Here is a 20,832-nt window from a genome sequence, read left to right as displayed (position 1 = left end):
GCAAGTTTAAGCTTGCGCCCGGGCACAGTCAAGACGACTGTTCTCTTTTTAACCACCCCCGAGTACGTATCTACCCAGGGGTGGCACGCTCTTCAATCAGATTTCGCGATTGAGTTCTGCGCTCAGAGCCTCTTCTACGTCCGCTGCCGTTACGCCCTGCTCTTCCAGGTCGCGACGACGACGTCTCGCACTGTGATAAGCCAAACCGGTACCTGCCGGAATCAGTCGACCAACCACAACGTTTTCTTTCAGGCCGCGCAGGTAGTCACGCTTACCAGTGACCGCACCTTCGGTAAGAACCCGAGTTGTTTCCTGGAACGACGCTGCAGAAATGAACGATTCGGTCGCCAGAGATGCTTTGGTAATACCCAGCAACAGACGATCAAAACGTGCCGGCTCTTTATCAGCCGCTTCCGCTTTTTCGTTTTCTTCCAGAACATGAGTGATCTCAACCTGATCACCCGACAACAAGGTGGTATCGCCCGGATCGGTGATTTCCACTTTGCGCAGCATCTGACGAACGATAACTTCGATGTGCTTATCGTTAATCACAACGCCCTGTAGGCGGTATACGTCCTGAATTTCGTTGGTGATGTATTTCGCCAGCTCAACCACACCCAGCAGACGCAAAATGTCGTGCGGATTGGATGGACCGTCCGAAATTACTTCACCCTTCTCTACCGTTTCACCCTCAAACACGTTCATCTGGCGGTGCTTCGGAATCAGAACTTCGTAGGCATCACCATCTTTCGGTGTCAGAACCAAGCGTTTCTTGCCTTTGGTTTCTTTACCGAACGATACAACACCACTGATTTCGGCCAGAATCGCGGACTCTTTCGGGCGACGCGCCTCGAACAAGTCAGCAACACGCGGCAGACCACCAGTAATGTCTCGCGTCTTCGAGCTTTCCTGCGGAATACGGGCTACTACGTCACCCAGTTCCACTTTCGCGCCATTTGACATGCTCACAAGAGCATTCGCTGGCAAGAAGAAGATCGCAGCGCCACCACCTGGAAGCTCCGCTTCTTCGCCGTTCTCATCCAGCAACTGAATCGCAGGACGGATATCTTTACCGGCAGCAGGACGCTCTTTCGCGTCGATAACTTCCATCGTGGACAGACCCGTCAGCTCATCAGCCTGGGTGCGGACAGTAATGCCCTCTTCCATGTTGACGAACTTGGCCGTACCTTTCGCTTCCGCGATGATCGGGTGCGTGTGCGGATCCCATTTTGCTACCGCAACACCCGCCTCTACCACGTCACCGTTTTTAACAGACAGCACCGCACCGTATGGCAGCTTATACCACTCGCGCTCACGACCCTGCTCATCGGCAATTGCCAAGGCAGACGAACGAGAGATAACAACCAGTGAACCATCGGTCTTTTCGATAGACTTCAAGTTGTGCAGGCGAACGGTACCGCCGTGCTTAACCTGGATGTTGTCAACGGCAGATGCCCGGCTTGCAGCACCACCGATGTGGAACGTACGCATGGTCAGCTGGGTACCAGGCTCACCGATGGACTGAGCGGCGATTACACCGACAGCTTCACCTACGTTCACCTGGTGGCCACGGGCCAAATCACGGCCGTAGCACATTGAGCAAATACCGTGGCGAGTCTCACAGGTGATCGCAGAGCGAACCCAGATTTCGTCCACACCTGCACGCTCAACCAACTCAACGGTCTTCTCGTCAAGCAGAGTGCCGGCTTCAACAACTGCGTTGTCTTTATCGGTCGGAGTGAACACATCCCGAGCGGTAACACGACCCAAAACACGGTCGCCCAGAGGCACAACAACGTCGCCACCTTCGATGTGCGGCGTCATCAACAGGCCTTCGTCGGTACCACAGTCTTCAACGGTAACAACCAGATCCTGGGATACGTCAACCAGACGACGGGTCAGGTAACCGGAGTTAGCAGTCTTCAGAGCGGTATCCGCAAGACCCTTACGAGCACCGTGAGTCGAGATAAAGTACTGAAGCACGTTCAGACCCTCACGGAAGTTCGCAGTGATCGGTGTTTCGATGATCGAGCCATCCGGCTTAGCCATCAGACCACGCATACCGGACAACTGACGAATCTGAGCTGCGGAACCCCGAGCACCAGAGTCGGCCATCATGTATACGGAGTTGAAAGACTCCTGCATCAGCTCTTCGCCGTCTTCGCCTTTAACCGGCTTACCGTCGGGACCAATAACCTGTTCTTTAGACAGCCGCTCCATCATCGCTTTCGACACTTTGTCGTTAGCGCGGGACCAGATATCGATAACCTTGTTGTACTTCTCACCCTGAGTCAGCAGACCGGATGCGTACTGGTTCTCGATGTCCTTCACTTCGTCGGAAGCAGCGTCTACCAACTCGTACTTCTCTGGCGGAATCTCGAAGTCGTTAAAGCAGATCGAGATACCCGAGCGAGTTGCATAGTGGTAACCCATGTACATCAACTGGTCAGCAAAGATAACGGTATCTTTGAGGCCAGCATCACGGTAACAGGTGTTGATCAGGTTCGAGATCGCCTTTTTAACCATTGGCTTGTTGACGATGTCAAACGGCAGGCCATCAGGAACGATATCAAACAACAGCGCACGACCAACCGTGGTGTCCACGATACGGTAGGCTTCGCTGCGGGATCCGTCTTCTGCGATCGCAACTTCTTTGACGCGGATCTTCACCTTAGCCTGAAGATCAACCTTACCGGCGCCATAGGCACGATGGGCTTCTTTCACGTCTGAGAATACGATGCCCTCACCAACGGCTGCATGGCGCTCACGCGTCATGTAATACAAGCCCAATACCACGTCCTGAGAAGGAACGATGATCGGCTCGCCGTTCGCTGGCGACAACACGTTGTTGGTCGACATCATCAACGCACGGGCTTCAAGCTGGGCTTCCAGAGTCAACGGTACGTGTACCGCCATCTGGTCACCGTCAAAGTCGGCGTTATAGGCCGCACAGACCAGCGGGTGCAGCTGAATTGCTTTACCTTCGATCAGTACTGGCTCGAATGCCTGGATACCCAAACGGTGCAGTGTCGGCGCACGGTTCAACAGAATCGGGTGCTCACGGATCACTTCATCCAGAATGTCCCAGACCACACCTTCTTCACGCTCAACCATTTTCTTGGCGGCTTTGATGGTGGTGGCCAGTCCGCGATGCTCAAGCTTCGAGAAGATAAACGGCTTGAACAGCTCCAGAGCCATCTTCTTCGGAAGACCACACTGGTGCAGGCGCAAGTAAGGACCAACCACGATGACCGAACGGCCAGAGTAGTCAACTCGCTTACCCAGCAGGTTCTGACGGAAACGACCCTGCTTACCTTTAATCATGTCTGCCAATGATTTCAGCGGACGCTTGTTGGTGCCTGTGATGGCACGGCCACGACGACCGTTGTCCAGCAACGCATCAACCGCTTCCTGAAGCATTCGCTTCTCGTTACGCACGATGATGTCCGGAGCATTCAGCTCCAGCAGGCGCTTGAGACGGTTGTTACGGTTGATCACACGACGATAGAGGTCGTTCAGATCAGACGTGGCGAAACGACCACCATCCAGTGGTACCAACGGACGCAAATCCGGCGGCAGAACTGGCAGAACAGTCATAACCATGTCACCCGGCTTATTGCCGGAGTACAGGAAGGCCTCAAGGATCTTCAGGCGCTTGCTGAACTTCTTGATCTTGGTTTCGGAGTTAGTCTGAGGGATCTCTTCACGAAGACGATCAACCTCTTCCTGCAGGTCGATATCCTGCAGCAATTCTTTAACAGCTTCGGCACCCATACGGGCATCGAATTCGTCACCGAATTCTTCCAGAGCTTCGTAATACTGCTCATCGTTAAGCAGCTGACCCTTTTCCAGGGTCGTCATGCCCGGATCGATAACAATAAAGCTCTCGAAGTACAGGACCCGCTCGATATCACGCAGAGTCATGTCCAGCATCAAACCGATACGAGACGGCAGTGACTTCAGGAACCAAATGTGAGCAACAGGACTCGCCAGTTCGATGTGCCCCATACGCTCACGACGAACGCTGGCCAGTGCGACTTCTACGCCACACTTCTCACAGATAACACCGCGATGCTTCAGGCGCTTGTACTTACCGCACAGGCACTCGTAATCTTTGATCGGGCCGAAGATCTTGGCACAGAAAAGACCGTCACGCTCCGGCTTGAAGGTACGGTAGTTAATGGTCTCAGGCTTTTTCACTTCGCCAAAAGACCAGGAGCGAATCATGTCAGGCGATGCCAACCCAATACGGATGGCGTCAAATTCCTTGCTCTGATTCTGGCTCTTGAGAAGATTCAGTAAATCTTTCATCAGTAAAAGCTCCGGATGGCGTTAATCTCGGGCGGGCACACAAAGTGCCCGCTCACGCTGCCAAAAAACTATTCGGCTCACTCGGATTCCAGCTCGATGTCGATACCCAACGAGCGGATTTCCTTGACAAGAACGTTGAAGGACTCGGGCATGCCCGGCTCCATACGATGATCACCATCGACAATGTTCTTATACATCTTGGTCCGGCCGTTGACGTCATCGGACTTAACGGTAAGCATTTCCTGCAGGGTGTAGGCGGCACCGTATGCCTCCAACGCCCAGACTTCCATCTCACCGAAACGCTGACCACCGAACTGAGCCTTACCACCCAGCGGCTGCTGGGTCACCAAGCTGTACGAACCGGTCGAACGCGCGTGCATCTTGTCGTCAATCAAGTGGTTCAACTTGAGGATGTACATATAGCCAACAGTAACCGGGCGATCAAACGCATCACCGGTACGGCCGTCGTACAATTTGGTCTGACCTGTTGTGCTCAGGCCTGCCAACTCAAGCATCCGCTTAACTTCAGCTTCCTCGGCACCGTCAAATACCGGGGTTGCCATTGGAACACCGCCACGCAAGTTGTTACAAAGTTCGAGGATTTCCTTATCGCTAAGGCTATCCAGATCAACTTTGAACACCTCGTCCGAGTGGTTATAGATCTGGTCCAACAGCTCACGAAGCTCAGCGACTTTGCGCTGCTCATCGAGCATCAGACTGATCCGCTCACCCAGACCTTTGGCTGCGGCACCCAAGTGGGTTTCCAGAACCTGACCAACGTTCATCCGCGAAGGTACACCCAGCGGGTTCAGGACGATGTCGACGGTATTACCGAATTCGTCGTATGGCATATCTTCAATGGGCATAACCGCGGAGATAACACCCTTGTTACCGTGACGACCGGCCATCTTGTCGCCTGGCTGGATACGACGTTTGATTGCCAAGTACACCTTAACAATCTTCAACACGCCCGGTGCCAGATCATCGCCCTGCTGTAGCTTGCCTTTCTTGTCGTCAAAGCGCGCTTCGTGTTCTTTCTTACGCTCTTCAAGACCTTGCTCGGATTTTTCCAGAAGCTCATTCAGGGCTTCGTCTTTCATCCGTAGCTTGAACCAGTCCGAACGTGGCAGTTCCGCCAAGTACGCTTCATCCAGCTTAGCACCCTTTTTCAAACCGGGGCCGCTGATGACTTCCTGATCCTTCAAGGCAACCATCAGACGCTCGAAAGTTGCACCTTCAACAATACGATATTCGTCTTTCAAGTCCTTGCGGTACTTATCAAGCTGCTCTTTCTCAATCGCTTGAGCGCGGGAATCTTTTTCGATGCCATCGCGGGTGAAGACCTGAACGTCAATCACCGTACCACGGGTACCTGTTGGAACCCGCTGAGACGTGTCTTTCACGTCAGACGCTTTCTCGCCGAAGATCGCACGCAGTAGCTTCTCCTCAGGCGTCAGCTGGGTTTCACCTTTCGGTGTCACCTTGCCAACAAGAATATCCCCGGGGCCTACTTCTGCACCGATATAGACGATGCCGGATTCGTCCAGCTTAGCCAGAGCGCTCTCACCCACGTTTGGAATATCCGCGGTGATTTCTTCGCTACCCAGCTTGGTATCACGAGCCACACAGGTCAGTTCCTGAATGTGGATGGTGGTCAGTCGATCTTCCTGAACCACTTTCTCGGAGATAAGGATGGAATCCTCAAAGTTGTAACCGTTCCACGGCATGAACGCGATGCGCATGTTCTGGCCCAAAGCCAGCTCACCCAAATCAACGGACGGACCGTCGGCCAGCACATCGCCTCGCGCGATTTCGTCGCCTTCACGCACGATTGAACGCTGGTTAATACAGGTGTTCTGGTTGGAGCGGGTGTACTTCGTCAGGTTGTAAATATCTACACCTGCGTCACCCGCTTCCGTTTCTGCCTGATTAACGCGAACAACGATACGAGCCGCATCGACGCTCTCAATCACACCACCACGACGCGCGGTAACACACACACCGGAGTCTTGTGCAACAGTACGCTCAACACCGGTACCAACCAATGGCACCTGAGAGATCAGTGTCGGAACCGCCTGACGCTGCATGTTCGCACCCATCAAGGCGCGGTTAGCATCGTCGTGCTCAAGGAACGGAATCAGAGACGCAGCGACAGAAACAACCTGGCGCGGAGATACGTCCATGAAATTGACCGCTTCCGGCGGAGCAACGGTAAATTCGTTCTGGTGACGAACCGTAACCAGCTCGTCAGTCAGGCGCTTGCCTTCATCTGTGGCAGCACTCGCCTGAGCGATAACGTAGTTGCTTTCTTCGATCGCAGACAAATACACAAGCTCATCAGTAACCACGCCGTCCACAACTTTCCGGTACGGACTTTCAAGGAAGCCGTAGGAGTTAGAGCGGGCGTAAGTCGCCAACGAATTGATCAAGCCGATGTTCGGGCCTTCCGGTGTTTCGATTGGGCACACACGACCGTAGTGAGTCGGATGAACGTCTCGAACCTCAAAGCCTGCACGCTCACGAGTCAGACCACCTGGGCCCAACGCAGAGATACGACGTTTGTGAGTCACCTCGGACAGCGGGTTGTTTTGGTCCATGAACTGAGACAGCTGACTGGAACCAAAGAACTCTTTAACGGCGGCCGCAACCGGCTTCGCGTTAATCAGATCCTGAGGCATCAGGCCTTCGCTTTCCGCTAGGCTCAAACGCTCCCGAACAGCACGCTCTACACGAACCAGACCCACACGGAACTGGTTTTCCGCCATTTCGCCCACACAGCGAACACGACGGTTACCCAAGTTATCGATGTCATCGACTTGGCCTTGACCGTTACGAATCGCGATCAACGTCTTAAGAACGTCGATGATGTCTTCGTGGGTCAGAATGCCTTCGCCTGTGCTTTCTTCACGGCCCAGACGACGGTTCAGCTTCATCCGGCCAACCGCAGACAGGTCGTACCGTTCTTCAGAGAAGAACAGGTTGTTAAACAGGTTCTCCGCAGATTCTTTCGTTGGCGGCTCGCCAGGACGCATCATGCGGTAGATTTCAACCAACGCTTCCAGCGGAGTCCGGGTCGGGTCGACACGCAGGGTGTCAGACATGAACGGTCCGCAGTCAAGGTCGTTGGTGTAAAGGGTTTCTAGCTCTGTCACACCGGCGTCGAGGATTGTTTCCATGACCTCTTCGGTCAGCTCGGTGTTGCACTCAACCAGAACCTCACCGGTGGACGCGTCGATCATGTCCTTGGCGAGAACCCGGCCGTAAAGGTATTCCGTAGGAACTTCCAGCTCGGTAATGCCCGCTTTCTCAAGCTGCTTGATATGACGAGCGGTAATCCGGCGCCCTTCCTCGGCAATGACATTACCTTCGTTATCTTTGATATCGAAGGTGGCGATGTCACCACGCAGACGGCTTGGAACCAATTCCAGATTGCAAACCTCTTTGCCCACGGTGAACTTACTGGTCTCAAAGAACATAGCCAGCATTTGCTCTGAGGTGTAACCCAGAGACCGCAACAAAATAGAGGCAGGCAATTTACGACGACGGTCGATACGAACGAATACGGAATCTTTCGGATCGAATTCGAAGTCCAACCATGAGCCACGGTAAGGAATCACTCGCGCTGAATACAGCAGCTTACCAGAGGAGTGAGTTTTGCCCTTGTCATGGTCAAAGAACACACCCGGCGACCGGTGCAGCTGGGAAACAATAACGCGCTCGGTACCATTAATAACAAAGGTACCGTTCTCGGTCATCAGGGGCATTTCACCCATGTAGACTTCTTGTTCTTTAATGTCCTTGATCGCCTTGTTAGACGATTCTCTATCATAAATGATCAAGCGGACTTTCACCCGCAGCGGCGCCGCGTACGTAACGCCCCGGAGCTGACATTCCTTGACGTCAAATACTGGATCGCCGATCCGGTAGCTCACATACTCGAGCGCGGCGTTGCCAGAGTAGCTGACAATCGGGAATACGGATTTGAACGCTGCGTGAAGACCGGTTTCCCGGCGGTCCTCAGGAGCGGCTTCCATTTGTAGGAAGTCCCGGAACGAATCCAGCTGAATAGACAGCAAATAGGGGACGTCCATCACGGAAGGCAATTTACTAAAGTCTTTGCGAATCCGCTTTTTTTCGGTGTAGGAGTAAGTCATCTGCATTCCCCAGCTTTAGACCTGATACCTGGTATCAAGAAGCAATCATGTGTTCTGCTTCGGGGCCGAGTTGCTCGGCATATTGCGCCGCCTTGAACAAGACTCTGGCTGCAGGTTATAAATCTGAAACTAACCCAATATAACCCACCAGACTCTATAGCATATACAACACAAAAAGGCCGGTGGCATATAGCCACCAGCCTCGCCGCGCCTATGGCGCGGTGTCGATCAACAACCGACTATTACTTAAGCTCAACAGAAGCGCCTGCTTCCTCAAGCTTCTTCTTGGCTTCTTCAGCCTCTTCCTTGCTAGCGCCTTCCTTAACAGTAGAAGGAGCGCCATCAACCATTTCTTTCGCTTCTTTCAGGCCAAGACCTGTCAGCTCACGAACGGCCTTGATAGCGTTAACTTTCTTGTCGCCAGCAGCGGTCAGAACAACGTCAAATTCAGTCTGCTCTTCAGCGGCTTCGCCACCGGCAGCAGCTGCAGGCGCAGCAGCAACAGCTGCAGCGGCAGAAACGTTGAACTTCTCTTCCATAGCTTCAACGAGCTCAACAACTTCCATTACGCTCATTTCAGCAATTGCATTCAAAATATCGTCTTTAGACAGAGCCATGACTTTCTCCCAAAAAATAAAATATGGTGTTCAACAGAATCAAGCAGCGTCTTGCTTCTGGTCGCGAACTGCAGCTACTACACGTGTGATTCTGCCCGGAATATCGTTCAGAGTACGTGCAAGCTTGGTTACTGGTGCCTGTGTAACAATAGCCAGCTTCGTCAACGCTTCGTGCAGCGTCGGCAGAGTGGCCAGGCGATCGATCTGGTCCGCACCCATCAGCTCACCGCCGACGGCCAGGGCCTTGATTTCGAAAGCCTCTTTCTCTTTGGCGAAATCCTTCAGCAGGCGCGCAGCGGCACCCGGATCTTCCATTGAGAAAGCTAGAATGGTCGGACCAACCAACGCAGGATCGATGCACTCGAACTCAGTACCTTTAATCGCAATCTTTGCAAGGTTGTTACGAACAACCTGCAGATGTACGTTTTCAGCACGAGCCTTGGCACGAAGCGCCGTCATGTCACCAGAGGTAACACCACGATAGTCAGCCAAAACCACAGACAGAGCAGCACCAGCAGTCTCGTTGACTTCAGCGACGATCGCCTTCTTGTCTTCGAGTCTAATTGCCACTGGATTTCTCCTCGATTTCGCCGGGACAACCCCGGCAAACCCATCATTGCCCTTCAAAAAAGGGCGCCTTACGGTGTTTGGGTTCAGAGAGAACGTCTTCACACCGTCTGCGTAGGCGTTGCTTTAACCCGTATGGCTCTTGTTGCCAAGAGCCTCAGGGGCCTACGGTCTTTGACAGCCTCGGCTTCCGCCTAGACTTACAAAGTAACTACTGATCAGAGGCTCAAACTGCCTTGATCAATAGTCAGGCCAGGACCCATGGTCGACGAGATAGTGATCTTCTTCAGATACACACCTTTAGACGACGCAGGCTTGGCCTTTTTAAGATCTGCAACCAGAGCTTCAAGGTTTTCCTTGATGTTCTGAGCAGAGAATTCAACGTTACCCAGCGGAGCGTGGATAATACCGTTTTTGTCGGTACGGTAACGAACCTGACCAGCTTTGGCATTTTTAACGGCAGTTTCAACATCTGCAGTTACAGTACCAACCTTCGGGTTAGGCATCAGGCCACGGGGACCAAGAATCTGACCCAGCTGACCAACAACACGCATTGCATCCGGGGTCGCGATGACCACGTCAAAATCCATGTTGCCTTTCTTAACTTCTTCAGCCAAATCGTCCATGCCGACAATGTCTGCACCGGCAGCTGTTGCTTTCTCAGCGTTTGCACCCTGAGTAAAGACAGCAACACGTACAGTTTTACCTGTGCCGTGCGGCAGAACAGTGCTGCTACGAACTACCTGGTCAGATTTACGTGCATCTACACCCAGGTTAACCGCAACATCAACGGATTCTTTGAACTTTACGGCCTGACCAACTTCAGCCAACAGGGCAACAGCCTCGTCAACAGAGTATGAGCGGGTAGAGTCTACTTTCTCAGCAATCAGCTGCTTACGCTTGCTCAACTTAGCCATCTTACAGACCCTCCACAGTCAGGCCCATACTACGGGCTGTTCCGGCAATGGTACGAACCGCTGCGTCCATGTCGGCTGCAGTCAAATCCGGCTCTTTGGTCTTGGCGATTTCTTCCAACTGAGCGCGCGTCACGGTACCAACCTTTTCAGTGTTGGGGCGACCGGAACCACTCTTAACGCCAGCAGCCTTCTTCAACAGAACAGGAGCTGGTGGAGTCTTGGTAACAAACGTAAAGCTGCGATCACTGTATACAGTGATTACAGTAGGAATCGGCAGACCAGGCTCAACACCCTGAGTCTTGGCGTTGAACGCCTTACAGAATTCCATGATGTTTACGCCGCGCTGACCCAGTGCAGGACCAACGGGGGGACTTGGGTTGGCCTGACCGGCAGCAACCTGAAGCTTGATATACGCTTCAATCTTCTTTGCCATGATAGATCTCCTATGGGTTCAATCGCCTTTCGGCTCCCCGGTGAATACATCTGCGCTGAGCAGACACAAAAAGCCCGCTACGCCGTGGCGAGCGAGCTCTAATTTTCTACACTTACCGTCAGTCTTTTTCGACCTGACCAAACTCCAGCTCTACTGGAGTCGAACGACCGAAGATCAAAACGGCAACTTTGACACGACTCTTGTCGTAATCAACTTCTTCGACCACGCCATTGAAATCGGCAAACGGCCCTTCGATAACCCGAACAACCTCACCCGGCTCAAACAGAGTCTTCGGCTTCGGCTTGTCAGCACCACTTTCTACGCGACGAAGAATTGCTTCTGCCTCACGCTCCGTGATTGGCGCTGGCTTTTCTTTGGTTCCGCCGATAAAGCCAAGTACACGCGGAGTATCTTTAACAAGGTGCCACGACTCGTCATCCAGTTCCATCTGAACCAGGACGTAGCCGGGATAGAACTTCCGCTCACTCTTGCGCTTTTTCCCGTCACGCATCTCAACGACTTCCTCGGTCGGAACCAGGATGTCGCCAAACTTGTCTTCCATGCTTTCCAGAGCAACTCGCTCTTTAAGAGCGCGCATTACCTGCTTCTCAAAGCCAGAATACGCATGAACGACGTACCAGCGCTTAGCCATTGACACTCCTGTTAACCGATAAAGCCGGCGACTAGCCAACTGATCAGCGAGTCCATGCCCCACAAAATCAAAGACACAACCAGAACGAACACAACCACAATCACTGTGGTTTGCACCAATTCAGGTCTCGTGGGCCACACTACCTTCCGGATCTCTACACGCGCTTCTTTAAGCAAAGTCGCAAAACGGCGACCCTTATCGGTTTGCAGAGCAACAAAAGCTGCCACCAAACCCAACGCCACGAGAGCCAAAACCCGGTACAGCACGGACTCGGAACTGAAATACTGATTGCCTACCACGCCGGCAGCAATCAAAACGAAAACAACCAGCCATTTCACTAGATCGAAACGACTGGATGATTGAACGGCTCTTGACTCCATAGGAATCAGCTTATGTATCCGGATGTTAAAAAATGGCAGGCCAGGAGGGAATCGAACCCCCAACCTGCGGTTTTGGAGACCGCTGCTCTGCCAATTGAGCTACTGGCCTGCACCGAAACAACTCAGTGCAACACTACACTGTACGCGAGTAACCCGAAGGTTACTCGATAATCTTAGCTACAACACCGGCGCCAACGGTACGGCCGCCTTCACGAATCGCGAAGCGCAGACCATCTTCCATGGCGATCGGAGCAATCAGAGTAACAATCATCTGAACGTTGTCACCTGGCATTACCATTTCAACACCTTCCGGCAGTTCGCACGATCCGGTCACGTCTGTGGTACGGAAGTAGAACTGAGGACGGTAGCCCTTAAAGAACGGAGTATGACGACCACCTTCTTCTTTGGACAATACGTACACTTCACACTCAAACTTGGTGTGCGGGTTGATAGAACCCGGTACGCACAGAACCTGACCACGTTCAACGTCGTCACGCTTGGTACCACGCAGCAGAACACCTACGTTCTCACCAGCACGACCTTCGTCAAGCAGCTTACGAAACATTTCAACGCCAGTACAAGTTGTCTTCACGGTATCTTTGATACCAACGATTTCAACTTCTTCACCAACTTTGATGATACCGCGCTCTACACGACCCGTTACAACAGTACCACGGCCGGAGATAGAGAATACGTCCTCGATCGGCATCAGGAACGGCTGGTCAACAGCACGCTCAGGATCCGGGATGTACGCATCCAGAGCTTCTACCAGCTTCTTAACAGCGGTAGTACCCATTTCGTTGTCGTCTTTGCCTTCCAAAGCCATCAACGCAGAACCGGTGATGATCGGAGTATCGTCACCCGGGAAGTCGTACATGCTCAGCAGGTCACGAACTTCCATCTCAACCAGCTCAAGCAGCTCTTCATCGTCAACCATGTCCGCTTTGTTCAGGAACACAACAATGAAAGGAACGCCAACCTGACGAGACAGCAGGATGTGCTCGCGAGTCTGAGGCATTGGGCCGTCAGCTGCGGAACAAACCAGAATCGCACCGTCCATCTGAGCGGCACCAGTGATCATGTTTTTAACATAGTCAGCGTGGCCCGGGCAGTCTACGTGTGCATAGTGACGCGCAGGAGAATCATACTCAACGTGTGAAGTGGCGATGGTTATACCACGCGCACGCTCTTCCGGTGCGTTATCGATCTGGTCGAAAGCACTTGCAGAACCTGTACCCCAAACTTCGTGACATACACGAGTCAGAGCGGCGGTCAGAGTGGTCTTACCATGGTCAACGTGACCGATGGTACCGACGTTTACGTGCGGCTTACTACGTTCAAATTTTTCTTTAGACATTCGACCAATCCCCCTAATCAACCAGGACCGTAACGTTGACCGGAATTAAAAGTGGAGCTCATGACCGGAATTGAACCGGTGACCTCATCCTTACCAAGGATGTGCTCTACCGACTGAGCTACATGAGCGAAAAACTAAATTGGAGCGGGCAGCGGGAATCGAACCCGCGTCATCAGCTTGGAAGGCTGAGGTAATAGCCACTATACGATGCCCGCGAGCAATAAGTGGTGGAGGGGGCTGGATTCGAACCAGCGAAGCTTTCGCGTCAGATTTACAGTCTGATCCCTTTGGCCACTCGGGAACCCCTCCAGTACAAACCCGCTTCGCGGATCTGCTCAAAACTAAAAAGTGGAGCTGGCGGACGGAATCGAACCCCCGACCTGCTGATTACAAGTCAGCTGCTCTACCAACTGAGCTACGCCAGCTCACATTCGCTCGTTCAGCGAGGGCGGTATACTACGGATTTTTTTCTGATGTTGCAACACCTTCACAAGCATTGCGTTCGATGAAATCGAAATCTCCATCAAAACCCGCTTCAACCGCTTGAAGCACTTCGGTTTCCCGACTTGATTCAACTTCAAAAGCGAGCGCGTATCCTATCCGATTACGTGTGAACTTGGCTAGCGTTACATTCAAATTTTCCGACTTTTTTTTCGCCATTAAGTTTTCAGCCGCTTTGACGGACTCAAACATCCCTAAAGAAATGGCGTTTCGATATTGGCCTCTCGCCACGACATAAACATCAGCGCCCTGCGCACGCAGGTTATCGGCCTGGGCTTTTGCGTCAGACTCAGGCTGGGGCGGCACCAATACCCAATGCAACGCTGGCAAAGACTCCTGCTTCGGCTTAACTTGGTACTTTACACCGGTCGTACGCCCCAGAGCGTGCGCCAAGGCGGGGGTTTCGAACCAGCCAACGGTCAGGCAAACCGACTCAACCCCGGTTTCGTCCCGAGTCGTTCCCTTGGCCTTAAGGCTAGCCACCCTCGGCAATCCGCCGCTGACCTGTGGGCTTACCATTGCCCCCGGCAACTGACCGGGCAAAAACCAAAGACCAAGATTTAAAAGCGCCAAACAAAGAGCCAACCACTTCATAGTTGGCTATCCTGTACCGCAACGTGATGTAGACCGTCGAGTACAAGTCCCGGGCAATACTCAGCCTTCAACCCCAGCCCAAGAAAACGTTTTGCATCACCCCCGGTAACCAAAATATTCGGAATACCATAGGCCGCTGCGTCACGATGGATCTGGCGGACGACACCCTCGGTTAGCCACGCCAACCCATGATTCGCGCACTCACCGGTCGTATTGCCCGGCCGAGTGTTAAGCTGGTCATCAAAATCGAAGCCAATTCTCGCGGCATCTAACTTGAGGCTGCGGCGCATCATTCGCAAACCCGGGAGGATAAATCCGCCAATGTGCGTACCATCCCCACCAACATAATCCACTGTCACAGCACTGCCCGCATCAATGATAGCGCAGCCCTGTTGAAATCGTTCCCATGCGGCAACCATAGCATGCCAACGGTCTGCCCCCATTCGGGAAACGTCCCGATAAGAGCTTTGAAGCCCTCCTCGTTGCGACTCGCTCCAATAAAACGCAACTGGTGCCGCTGTCACCTTTGCTACGGCAACTTCTAAAGCACCTCGACTGGCATCAGAACCAACCGTCGACACACAGACTCGACTCACCGCCTCGGAATACTGTTCCAGCCCCGAAAAAGGTTCAGGCTCACTGAGTTCAGAGGCCCCCTCGGCTACACACCCTACTCCTTGAACCAAACGCCATTTGATCCGCGTGTTTCCTGAGTCGATAAGTAAGATCACACACTCACCCGCAAACTGATGTCACCGGCCATTACCGACCTAAGCCCAGCGTCCGTATCCAGCTGATAATTACCTCCGGCATCCACTCCCGCACCTATGCCGGATAGCGTCCCATCTTTCGCCGCCAACGGCTTGCCGAGGAAGATGTCATGCCCTTGCCACTCGTCCTTAAACCCCGCAAAGCCATGGTCTTCAAACTGTCCCATAGCCTCTGTCACGGCATTAATCACCGCCGCAGCCAACTCATTCCGAGTCCACTTGTGGTCAGGCCAGTGTTTGGCCAGACTTGTCCAAGGCTGATCAACCTCCGCCGCTGCTGTCATATGGACATTGATTCCTAGGCCGGCGATCACCTGAACCTGCCCTTCCTGCAGCTCACCTTGAATCTCTACCAATATGCCGCCAAATTTCTTTCCGCCGGCATAGAGGTCGTTCGGCCACTTCAGCCCGGCGCCCTCTACACCTAATACGCTTAAGGCCCTGACCACAGCCACGCCTAGCACCAAACTGAGTCCACTCAAGCCCTCAAATCCACCCCGAAGCGTCAAACCCATGCTCATATACAGATTTTGACCTTTGGGGCTTGTCCAGTTTCGACCACGTCGGCCTCGCCCCTCGGTTTGAGCATCGGCCAGCACAACGGGCATGTCAGGACTAGGGGCGCTCAATCGACGGGCTACTTCGGCGTTTGTTGAGTCCACCGCCTTGAGCACCACCACATCGAGCTTTTCTTCGCTTGCGCCCTTCAACCCCTCGACAATTTTTTCCCGATCTAACAAATCGAGCGCTGTTACTAGCTGATAGCCCTGGCCTCTGATGGTTTTTATTTCTATGCCCTCGGCCTCCACTTTTCGAATCTGCTTCCATACGGCTGTGCGGGAGACACCCAGCTGCTTGGCCAGCGACTCGCCAGAATGAACGCAATGGTCGCTAAGAAGGTCTAACAAAGGATTCGGCTTCATCGAACGGGTTCCAGATAGGAAATGACTGAACGGAATTAAACACTAGCAAGCCACAAAAAACAAAAAGGGCAGCACAGTCGCTGCCCTTCTTTTCAGTTCCGGCCCGCCCTATGGGATCGGGGTGGCCGTTAAATTGGATCGAATATCGAAGTTTTGCAGCGTAGCACCATAAATAACCGTCTGAGCGCCACCGACCGGATGGATAAGATCTACGTTGTTGATCGAGAGCTCCTTAAAACGGGCCTCGGCCTTGACCGCAAAGCCAATCGGCCGATTAAGTCGGTCAGCCGCCGTAGTCGAAGAAACGTACCGGTAACCATGGGGTGCGCTTGCGTCCATGATTTTTTCATCGCCGCGAGCACCGATTACACCCAGTGAATCGGGGCCGTCCTGCTTTTTCGTCACTTTTGTCTGGTAAACGTCCACCGCAAGATTGGCTCGAACCCCGAACTCGTTGTCCACGATACCATCGCCATTCAAATCCTCTCCGTCGCTAGTATATATATCGTTCAATAACAACCCAGTACCTGTGCCGTTTATTCCTTGGCCCTGTCCATCTGGTGTGCGATACGTCTCCCACAGGACAGCGTTCCTTTTATCCGGCCCCTCAGCACGAGCGAGAATTTTCTTCATTCCGATGGTGATTCTTTGCTCACCTCGTTCTTCCCACATTCCTCCCGAGGCACTGCACGCGGTTGACGTCGCTCCGGTCCCGCCAACACACACATTCCCCGCTCCCCCCGGAGCAATCACCATGGTGCTTCCTTTCTCAAAGCTTTGCAGTCGCAAACGCCCAAAACTCTCGCCATCATCAGCGGTGCCGACCCGTACGTTTCCAACATCCATAGTGCTCCAGGCTTCTCCCGTTTCCATGACAAGCCCTTCTTCGGACATATCAATGGTCATATCGCGTACATGACCATCATATGTGACATCCGTTAGCCACAATCCTTTTTGGGGAACCTCTCCACTACCGTCATCATAGGGTGCCGCCATCACGGCAGCTCTTCCATTTCGGATTGCAATATCGGAGTTCACAGTAAGCCCATCCCCCGACGCGCCCCCAGCGCCTAACGTAATGTGGCCATCCATTTCGAATTCATAGGCCGGATAGACGCCCATCGCCAACAACAGCTCAGTACCGCCCTGCAAAGGGGCATCCTCGCTACCCACCCTCATGCCGTTGATTCGGTACCCAGCCTTTAGGTTTTCGAAGCCCACCCTTAGCCCGTCATAAAACTGAGTACCGTTCCGAACTTCATTTCGCGTCACGTTAACGGTTACATCGCCTCGCCCCCAGGACTGAAGCCCACTCACCCAAACACGATTGCCATCCTCAGTGAAGCTCAGATCAGCTAACTTCAGGCTCCACTCCGCGGCTACCCGCAGGCCTTGAGGACCGGCGTCTTGGTGCCCTCCGCCCAGAAGATAGAAAGCGTTGGTGTAGTTCTCACCATTAAACGCATGATCTTCAAAAATAAACCTGAAATTAACCGATCCTACGCTGTTCCCACCGGCCCCCATTTCAATTGAGCCAACACTGATATCTCCTTCAAACTTTCCCAGAGTTAACCCGTCAGCAGGCCGGTTCTGCCAATCGTTGGTTACGTCCAGCCTCAAATCCTGGATCCGGTAGTGCCCGGTAATATCCCGTAGTGCCAGTGCATAACCATCATCAATGTATTCAAGAGAGGCCCCATGGATGGTGGTTTCATTATCAATACGCAGGCCTTCACCTTGTCGGCCCCCCGCGGTTATTCCGGTGCTAGTTGTCATGTCATAGGTTGCAGACAAAGAACCATAGCTCGGTAACAGCGAACCATCCGCCCCATGACTCCTGCCGTGAAACGCGGGATCGTCACTGTATCGAATAGCCCCAACGGTCCAGTCTCCGGTCACACGCGGCGCAGCCAGCTGAAGCGTACTGCCTACCACATCCAACGTAACCCCCAGTGCTTCAAAATTCATCGTGACGTCGTCGAGAAACACTGCGTTGCCATTGGTTCGATACCCGAGCCTACCCCCTGTCACGGTATAGGCTGTGTCGAACGTATACCCTTCACCGCCGACTGCACCACCAGACCTCAACTTGAAATAACCATCCAACGAATGGTCGAAGAACAACCCGCCCATACTGACACCTGGCGCGCCGGCAAGCCTTACGTCAGCAAATTCGATGCGACGGTCTTCCACAAGATATTCCAGATTTAGGCCGGCATCGGCCCCAATATCAATACGGGTTCTGTGGAAAGCGGCGCTGCCCGGACTCTCTGAAGAGCCTATTTTTATCCCTTCCACATGCACACCTTGACCGTCGTCATAGTAAGACAGCCGGTCAGCGGATAACCTGAGATCCATTTCTAAGGTGATGCCACTTTGCCCCTGAACCTCCGACATTGCGGTCGCTGACGCTGAAATTACCGACGCTGACATTGCTTTTGTAGACCGGGTTCGAGTAGTAATCGTTGTAGAAATCCCAAGTCGCTGGATCGCTATCCGCTCTCAACCCATTCGCAGCAATCGTGCCGTTAGCAGGTGCCGCCATGGTGTCAATCTCCAAAAGGAAATTCCCGGTCGCATCGACATCAAAAAACACCGGCTGCTGGTTGTTGCCCATTGCAAGTTCCAGGACAAAGTCCGACATCGAAATTTTTGACCCACATGTGCTGCCATCATGCGAACACGCATTGATTGTGATTTCCGGTGAATACAAGTTGAACCGGAACTGACCTGCCATCTGTCGACGATCGCTGTCGCCCCAAATTCGTATGTAGCTAGCATCAATAACAGCGCTGCTAGCGTGGATATTCAGATTTGCCGAGCGATCGTCGCCTACAGCGACATTCATCTGGAGCCCAATGTCGGCACGCTCTCCTTGCCAATCCGCCGTGGCCGGGCGGCTTGAACAGGACCCACTTCCGGCTACCGCAGAACTGGAAAGGCAATCATAGCCCTCCGACACAGGCACTTTGGTTGGCGCCGCGAACTCCAGAACCGCTACGTCTGGTACGCCTATCTCATCTCCATCAACCACATCAAGACGCCACGGATTGGTAAGCCGGCCGCTGTTTACGGGCGTTAGATTCTGACCGGAGTTACTGTTCGCCCCCGCTATATATAAGTGGTTGACGGTGATATCCACATCTCTGCCATCGGTACTCTTAATTCCGGTAATTCTGAAAATTCTGGCCTGCTCACCAGCACCATCCGGTTGATCAGTTCCGTGAGAGAACAAGAAGTTTTCAAGTACAAGGCCAATACCCGCACCATCAATGTCAGCCATCTCTCCATCGGAAAGGCCCTTCATCTCAGCAACAGCGCTGTGGGCGAATAAAAATGCTAACGCGAGAATCGGAAGGCGGCGCACGATGCAGAGACTCGCTATCAATACACACCGGAATATGGTCATCTAGAACAACCCCTGTCCGCGGTCTATATACTCCGTACGCAAACGCGGAATACCGTCTATTGCCTGCTCAAGATTTAAGAAACAAACATCAATTCCGAGTGCCTCGCACTGTTGAACTTCAATTTCAACATTTCCTGGACCGGCAAAAGTGCACGATTGATACCACTCATTGCAGCCGGGCAACGTTATCTCGGAACTGGAAGTACCACGTATTATTTTCAACAGGGCACGTGTTGAGGTATCAACGTCTTTAATAACGATCTGTTCGCCATTTGGGATACCCGCATACTCGGCACGCACCGGATCTAATTCACCAATCATGGCCCCTTCGCCTTACAGAAGCTGGGCTTTCGCCTCAATGGGATCGCCACTGGTAAGGTAAGGCGCAAGTGCCACGATAACCTGATCAAACAGGTTGCCATCAGACGAGGCGTTTTTAAGCCCCTCGCCTCTATCGAGAAGATCGATGTTGACGTTACCCGTTAAACTTTTTATTGGGCCTGAGAGCATGCCCATGGCTCCACCAAATCCTAACCGAACACCCACGATTTCATTCGTGGCCTGATCGTGTGCGAACTCTATAAAAGGATTGTTGATGGTGAAGGGAACGATTTCGTTTTGTGCGTAGGGACTGCCATCGGGCTTGTATTGCTGTGGCACCGTGCTGTTTTCGTTGTAGTAGGCTTGGTTATTAATATAGCCCAGAGCAAAGTTCTCGATAAGAAGGTCGGCTGACCCGGGCTTTCGCCTGCTCGGTCGTACCGCCCCACTTCAAGAACGTCAATATTGGTTTGAACTTCTATATCCATACCCATATTGATACGGGTATAGGAGGTGTTTTGGGCAGGATCAGGGTGGTATGGGCGGTCAATAGAAACAAAGGTCTGCCCTGTCACTTCTGATAGCTGCTGATCGGTAATAGGCTGTAGACCTGCAACCGAGGCAATCGGAATGCCCATGAGGCATGCCAAGAGCGATGCTCTTCTTATGCTCATAGCCAAACCTACCTAGAATCTTTGTTATTGGAGGCGATACGGACTGACTAACGAGTGTCTCTGAGGCTGGCTCTTATTATTTTTTGGCCAACTAGGTAGAAAGATTAACTAAAATTTGTCGCTGACACTGTGCGGCTGTTCATAATTTCAGCAGTATAAATGAAAAAACCCCAGCCTCTTTCGAAGCTGGGGTTTTGGTATTAAGAGTCTGACGATGACCTACTCTCACATGGGCAAGTGCCACACTACCAT

The 20,832-nt window shown here is 52.8% G+C and carries 17 protein-coding genes and 5 tRNA genes; all 22 read right to left on the bottom strand.

Translation table 11 applies throughout. The features are described 5' to 3' along the window. Positions 1-96 precede the first annotated feature (96 nt). Positions 97-4,311: a DNA-directed RNA polymerase subunit beta' gene (gene rpoC / locus DOQ08_RS14895; protein WP_114335782.1), complete on the bottom strand. Its 4,215-nt coding sequence runs from the start codon at positions 4,309-4,311 to the stop codon at positions 97-99. A gap of 77 nt (positions 4,312-4,388) precedes the next feature. Further along, positions 4,389-8,465 carry a DNA-directed RNA polymerase subunit beta gene (rpoB, locus tag DOQ08_RS14890; RefSeq protein WP_114335781.1) on the bottom strand — a complete coding sequence of 1,359 codons (4,077 nt, stop codon included), beginning with the start codon at positions 8,463-8,465 and terminating at the stop codon, positions 4,389-4,391. Between the two features lie 242 nt (positions 8,466-8,707). Beyond that, positions 8,708-9,082: a 50S ribosomal protein L7/L12 gene (rplL, locus tag DOQ08_RS14885; protein ID WP_114335780.1), complete on the bottom strand. Its 375-nt coding sequence runs from the start codon at positions 9,080-9,082 to the stop codon at positions 8,708-8,710. 39 nt (positions 9,083-9,121) lie between these two features. Beyond that, entirely contained in the window at positions 9,122-9,652 is a 531-nt protein-coding gene (gene rplJ / locus DOQ08_RS14880; protein ID WP_114335779.1) for a 50S ribosomal protein L10, read from the bottom strand. A 215-nt stretch (positions 9,653-9,867) separates the two neighbouring features. Next, on the bottom strand, positions 9,868-10,566 hold the full coding sequence (gene rplA, locus DOQ08_RS14875) for a 50S ribosomal protein L1 (RefSeq protein ID WP_114335778.1): 699 nt from the start codon (positions 10,564-10,566) through the stop codon (positions 9,868-9,870). 1 nt (position 10,567) lies between these two features. Beyond that, complete coding sequence (gene rplK, locus DOQ08_RS14870) at positions 10,568-10,999, bottom strand: 50S ribosomal protein L11 (RefSeq protein WP_114335777.1); 432 nt, start codon at positions 10,997-10,999, stop codon at positions 10,568-10,570. A 118-nt stretch (positions 11,000-11,117) separates the two neighbouring features. Further along, positions 11,118-11,651: a transcription termination/antitermination protein NusG gene (nusG, locus tag DOQ08_RS14865; RefSeq protein ID WP_114335776.1), complete on the bottom strand. Its 534-nt coding sequence runs from the start codon at positions 11,649-11,651 to the stop codon at positions 11,118-11,120. Between the two features lie 11 nt (positions 11,652-11,662). Then, positions 11,663-12,031: a preprotein translocase subunit SecE gene (secE, locus tag DOQ08_RS14860; RefSeq protein WP_114335775.1), complete on the bottom strand. Its 369-nt coding sequence runs from the start codon at positions 12,029-12,031 to the stop codon at positions 11,663-11,665. Between the two features lie 33 nt (positions 12,032-12,064). Further along, positions 12,065-12,140: transfer RNA gene (locus DOQ08_RS14855), tRNA-Trp, on the bottom strand. Between the two features lie 51 nt (positions 12,141-12,191). Then, positions 12,192-13,388 (bottom strand): elongation factor Tu, encoded by a 1,197-nt coding sequence (gene tuf, locus DOQ08_RS14850; protein ID WP_114335774.1) that lies wholly within the window; start codon positions 13,386-13,388, stop codon positions 12,192-12,194. Positions 13,389-13,440: 52 nt separating this feature from the next. Continuing rightward, positions 13,441-13,516 (bottom strand) — tRNA-Thr (locus DOQ08_RS14845). A gap of 12 nt (positions 13,517-13,528) precedes the next feature. Next, positions 13,529-13,603, bottom strand: a tRNA-Gly gene (locus DOQ08_RS14840). A 10-nt stretch (positions 13,604-13,613) separates the two neighbouring features. Beyond that, positions 13,614-13,697: transfer RNA gene (locus tag DOQ08_RS14835), tRNA-Tyr, on the bottom strand. A 40-nt stretch (positions 13,698-13,737) separates the two neighbouring features. After that, positions 13,738-13,813: transfer RNA gene (locus DOQ08_RS14830), tRNA-Thr, on the bottom strand. A gap of 31 nt (positions 13,814-13,844) precedes the next feature. After that, on the bottom strand, positions 13,845-14,483 hold the full coding sequence (locus DOQ08_RS14825; RefSeq protein WP_114335773.1) for a hypothetical protein: 639 nt from the start codon (positions 14,481-14,483) through the stop codon (positions 13,845-13,847). Next, entirely contained in the window at positions 14,480-15,214 is a 735-nt protein-coding gene (locus DOQ08_RS14820; protein WP_114335772.1) for a type III pantothenate kinase, read from the bottom strand. The genes DOQ08_RS14825 and DOQ08_RS14820 overlap by 4 nt, the downstream gene beginning before the upstream one ends. After that, complete coding sequence (locus DOQ08_RS14815; protein ID WP_114335771.1) at positions 15,211-16,176, bottom strand: biotin--[acetyl-CoA-carboxylase] ligase; 966 nt, start codon at positions 16,174-16,176, stop codon at positions 15,211-15,213. The genes DOQ08_RS14820 and DOQ08_RS14815 overlap by 4 nt, the downstream gene beginning before the upstream one ends. A 108-nt stretch (positions 16,177-16,284) precedes the next feature. Continuing rightward, positions 16,285-18,573, bottom strand: a complete 2,289-nt coding sequence (locus tag DOQ08_RS14810) for a DUF6160 family protein (protein WP_227537713.1) — start codon at positions 18,571-18,573, stop codon at positions 16,285-16,287. Next, complete coding sequence (locus DOQ08_RS14805) at positions 18,512-19,585, bottom strand: hypothetical protein (RefSeq protein ID WP_227537712.1); 1,074 nt, start codon at positions 19,583-19,585, stop codon at positions 18,512-18,514. Before DOQ08_RS14805 ends, DOQ08_RS14810 begins: the two co-directional genes overlap by 62 nt. After that, entirely contained in the window at positions 19,586-19,906 is a 321-nt protein-coding gene (locus tag DOQ08_RS16205; RefSeq protein WP_227537711.1) for a hypothetical protein, read from the bottom strand. Positions 19,907-19,918: 12 nt separating this feature from the next. Beyond that, positions 19,919-20,245, bottom strand: coding sequence for a hypothetical protein (locus tag DOQ08_RS16200; protein WP_227537710.1), 327 nt, complete (start codon positions 20,243-20,245; stop codon positions 19,919-19,921). Further along, entirely contained in the window at positions 20,164-20,544 is a 381-nt protein-coding gene (locus tag DOQ08_RS16230; RefSeq protein ID WP_406565369.1) for a hypothetical protein, read from the bottom strand. Before DOQ08_RS16230 ends, DOQ08_RS16200 begins: the two co-directional genes overlap by 82 nt. Positions 20,545-20,832 lie beyond the last annotated feature (288 nt).

It is taken from the genome of Marinobacter litoralis (assembly GCF_003336705.1).
GTDB classification, from domain to species: domain Bacteria; phylum Pseudomonadota; class Gammaproteobacteria; order Pseudomonadales; family Oleiphilaceae; genus Marinobacter; species Marinobacter litoralis.
This window is presented reverse-complemented; position numbering and strand designations above follow the sequence as displayed.

Coding starts and splice junctions, on each gene's coding strand:
- DOQ08_RS14815 (WP_114335771.1), bottom strand. CDS start 16,176: ATGAAGCCGAATCCTTTGTTAGACCTTCTTAGCGACCATTGCGTTCAT.
- DOQ08_RS14810 (WP_227537713.1), bottom strand. CDS start 18,573: ATGTCGGAGGTTCAGGGGCAAAGTGGCATCACCTTAGAAATGGATCTC.
- rpoB (WP_114335781.1), bottom strand. CDS start 8,465: ATGACTTACTCCTACACCGAAAAAAAGCGGATTCGCAAAGACTTTAGT.
- DOQ08_RS16205 (WP_227537711.1), bottom strand. CDS start 19,906: ATGATTGGTGAATTAGATCCGGTGCGTGCCGAGTATGCGGGTATCCCA.
- DOQ08_RS16230 (WP_406565369.1), bottom strand. CDS start 20,544: ATGGGCATTCCGATTGCCTCGGTTGCAGGTCTACAGCCTATTACCGAT.
- nusG (WP_114335776.1), bottom strand. CDS start 11,651: ATGGCTAAGCGCTGGTACGTCGTTCATGCGTATTCTGGCTTTGAGAAG.
- DOQ08_RS14805 (WP_227537712.1), bottom strand. CDS start 19,585: ATGACCATATTCCGGTGTGTATTGATAGCGAGTCTCTGCATCGTGCGC.
- tuf (WP_114335774.1), bottom strand. CDS start 13,388: ATGTCTAAAGAAAAATTTGAACGTAGTAAGCCGCACGTAAACGTCGGT.
- rplA (WP_114335778.1), bottom strand. CDS start 10,566: ATGGCTAAGTTGAGCAAGCGTAAGCAGCTGATTGCTGAGAAAGTAGAC.
- rplK (WP_114335777.1), bottom strand. CDS start 10,999: ATGGCAAAGAAGATTGAAGCGTATATCAAGCTTCAGGTTGCTGCCGGT.
- rplL (WP_114335780.1), bottom strand. CDS start 9,082: ATGGCTCTGTCTAAAGACGATATTTTGAATGCAATTGCTGAAATGAGC.
- DOQ08_RS14825 (WP_114335773.1), bottom strand. CDS start 14,483: ATGAAGTGGTTGGCTCTTTGTTTGGCGCTTTTAAATCTTGGTCTTTGG.
- secE (WP_114335775.1), bottom strand. CDS start 12,031: ATGGAGTCAAGAGCCGTTCAATCATCCAGTCGTTTCGATCTAGTGAAA.
- rpoC (WP_114335782.1), bottom strand. CDS start 4,311: ATGAAAGATTTACTGAATCTTCTCAAGAGCCAGAATCAGAGCAAGGAA.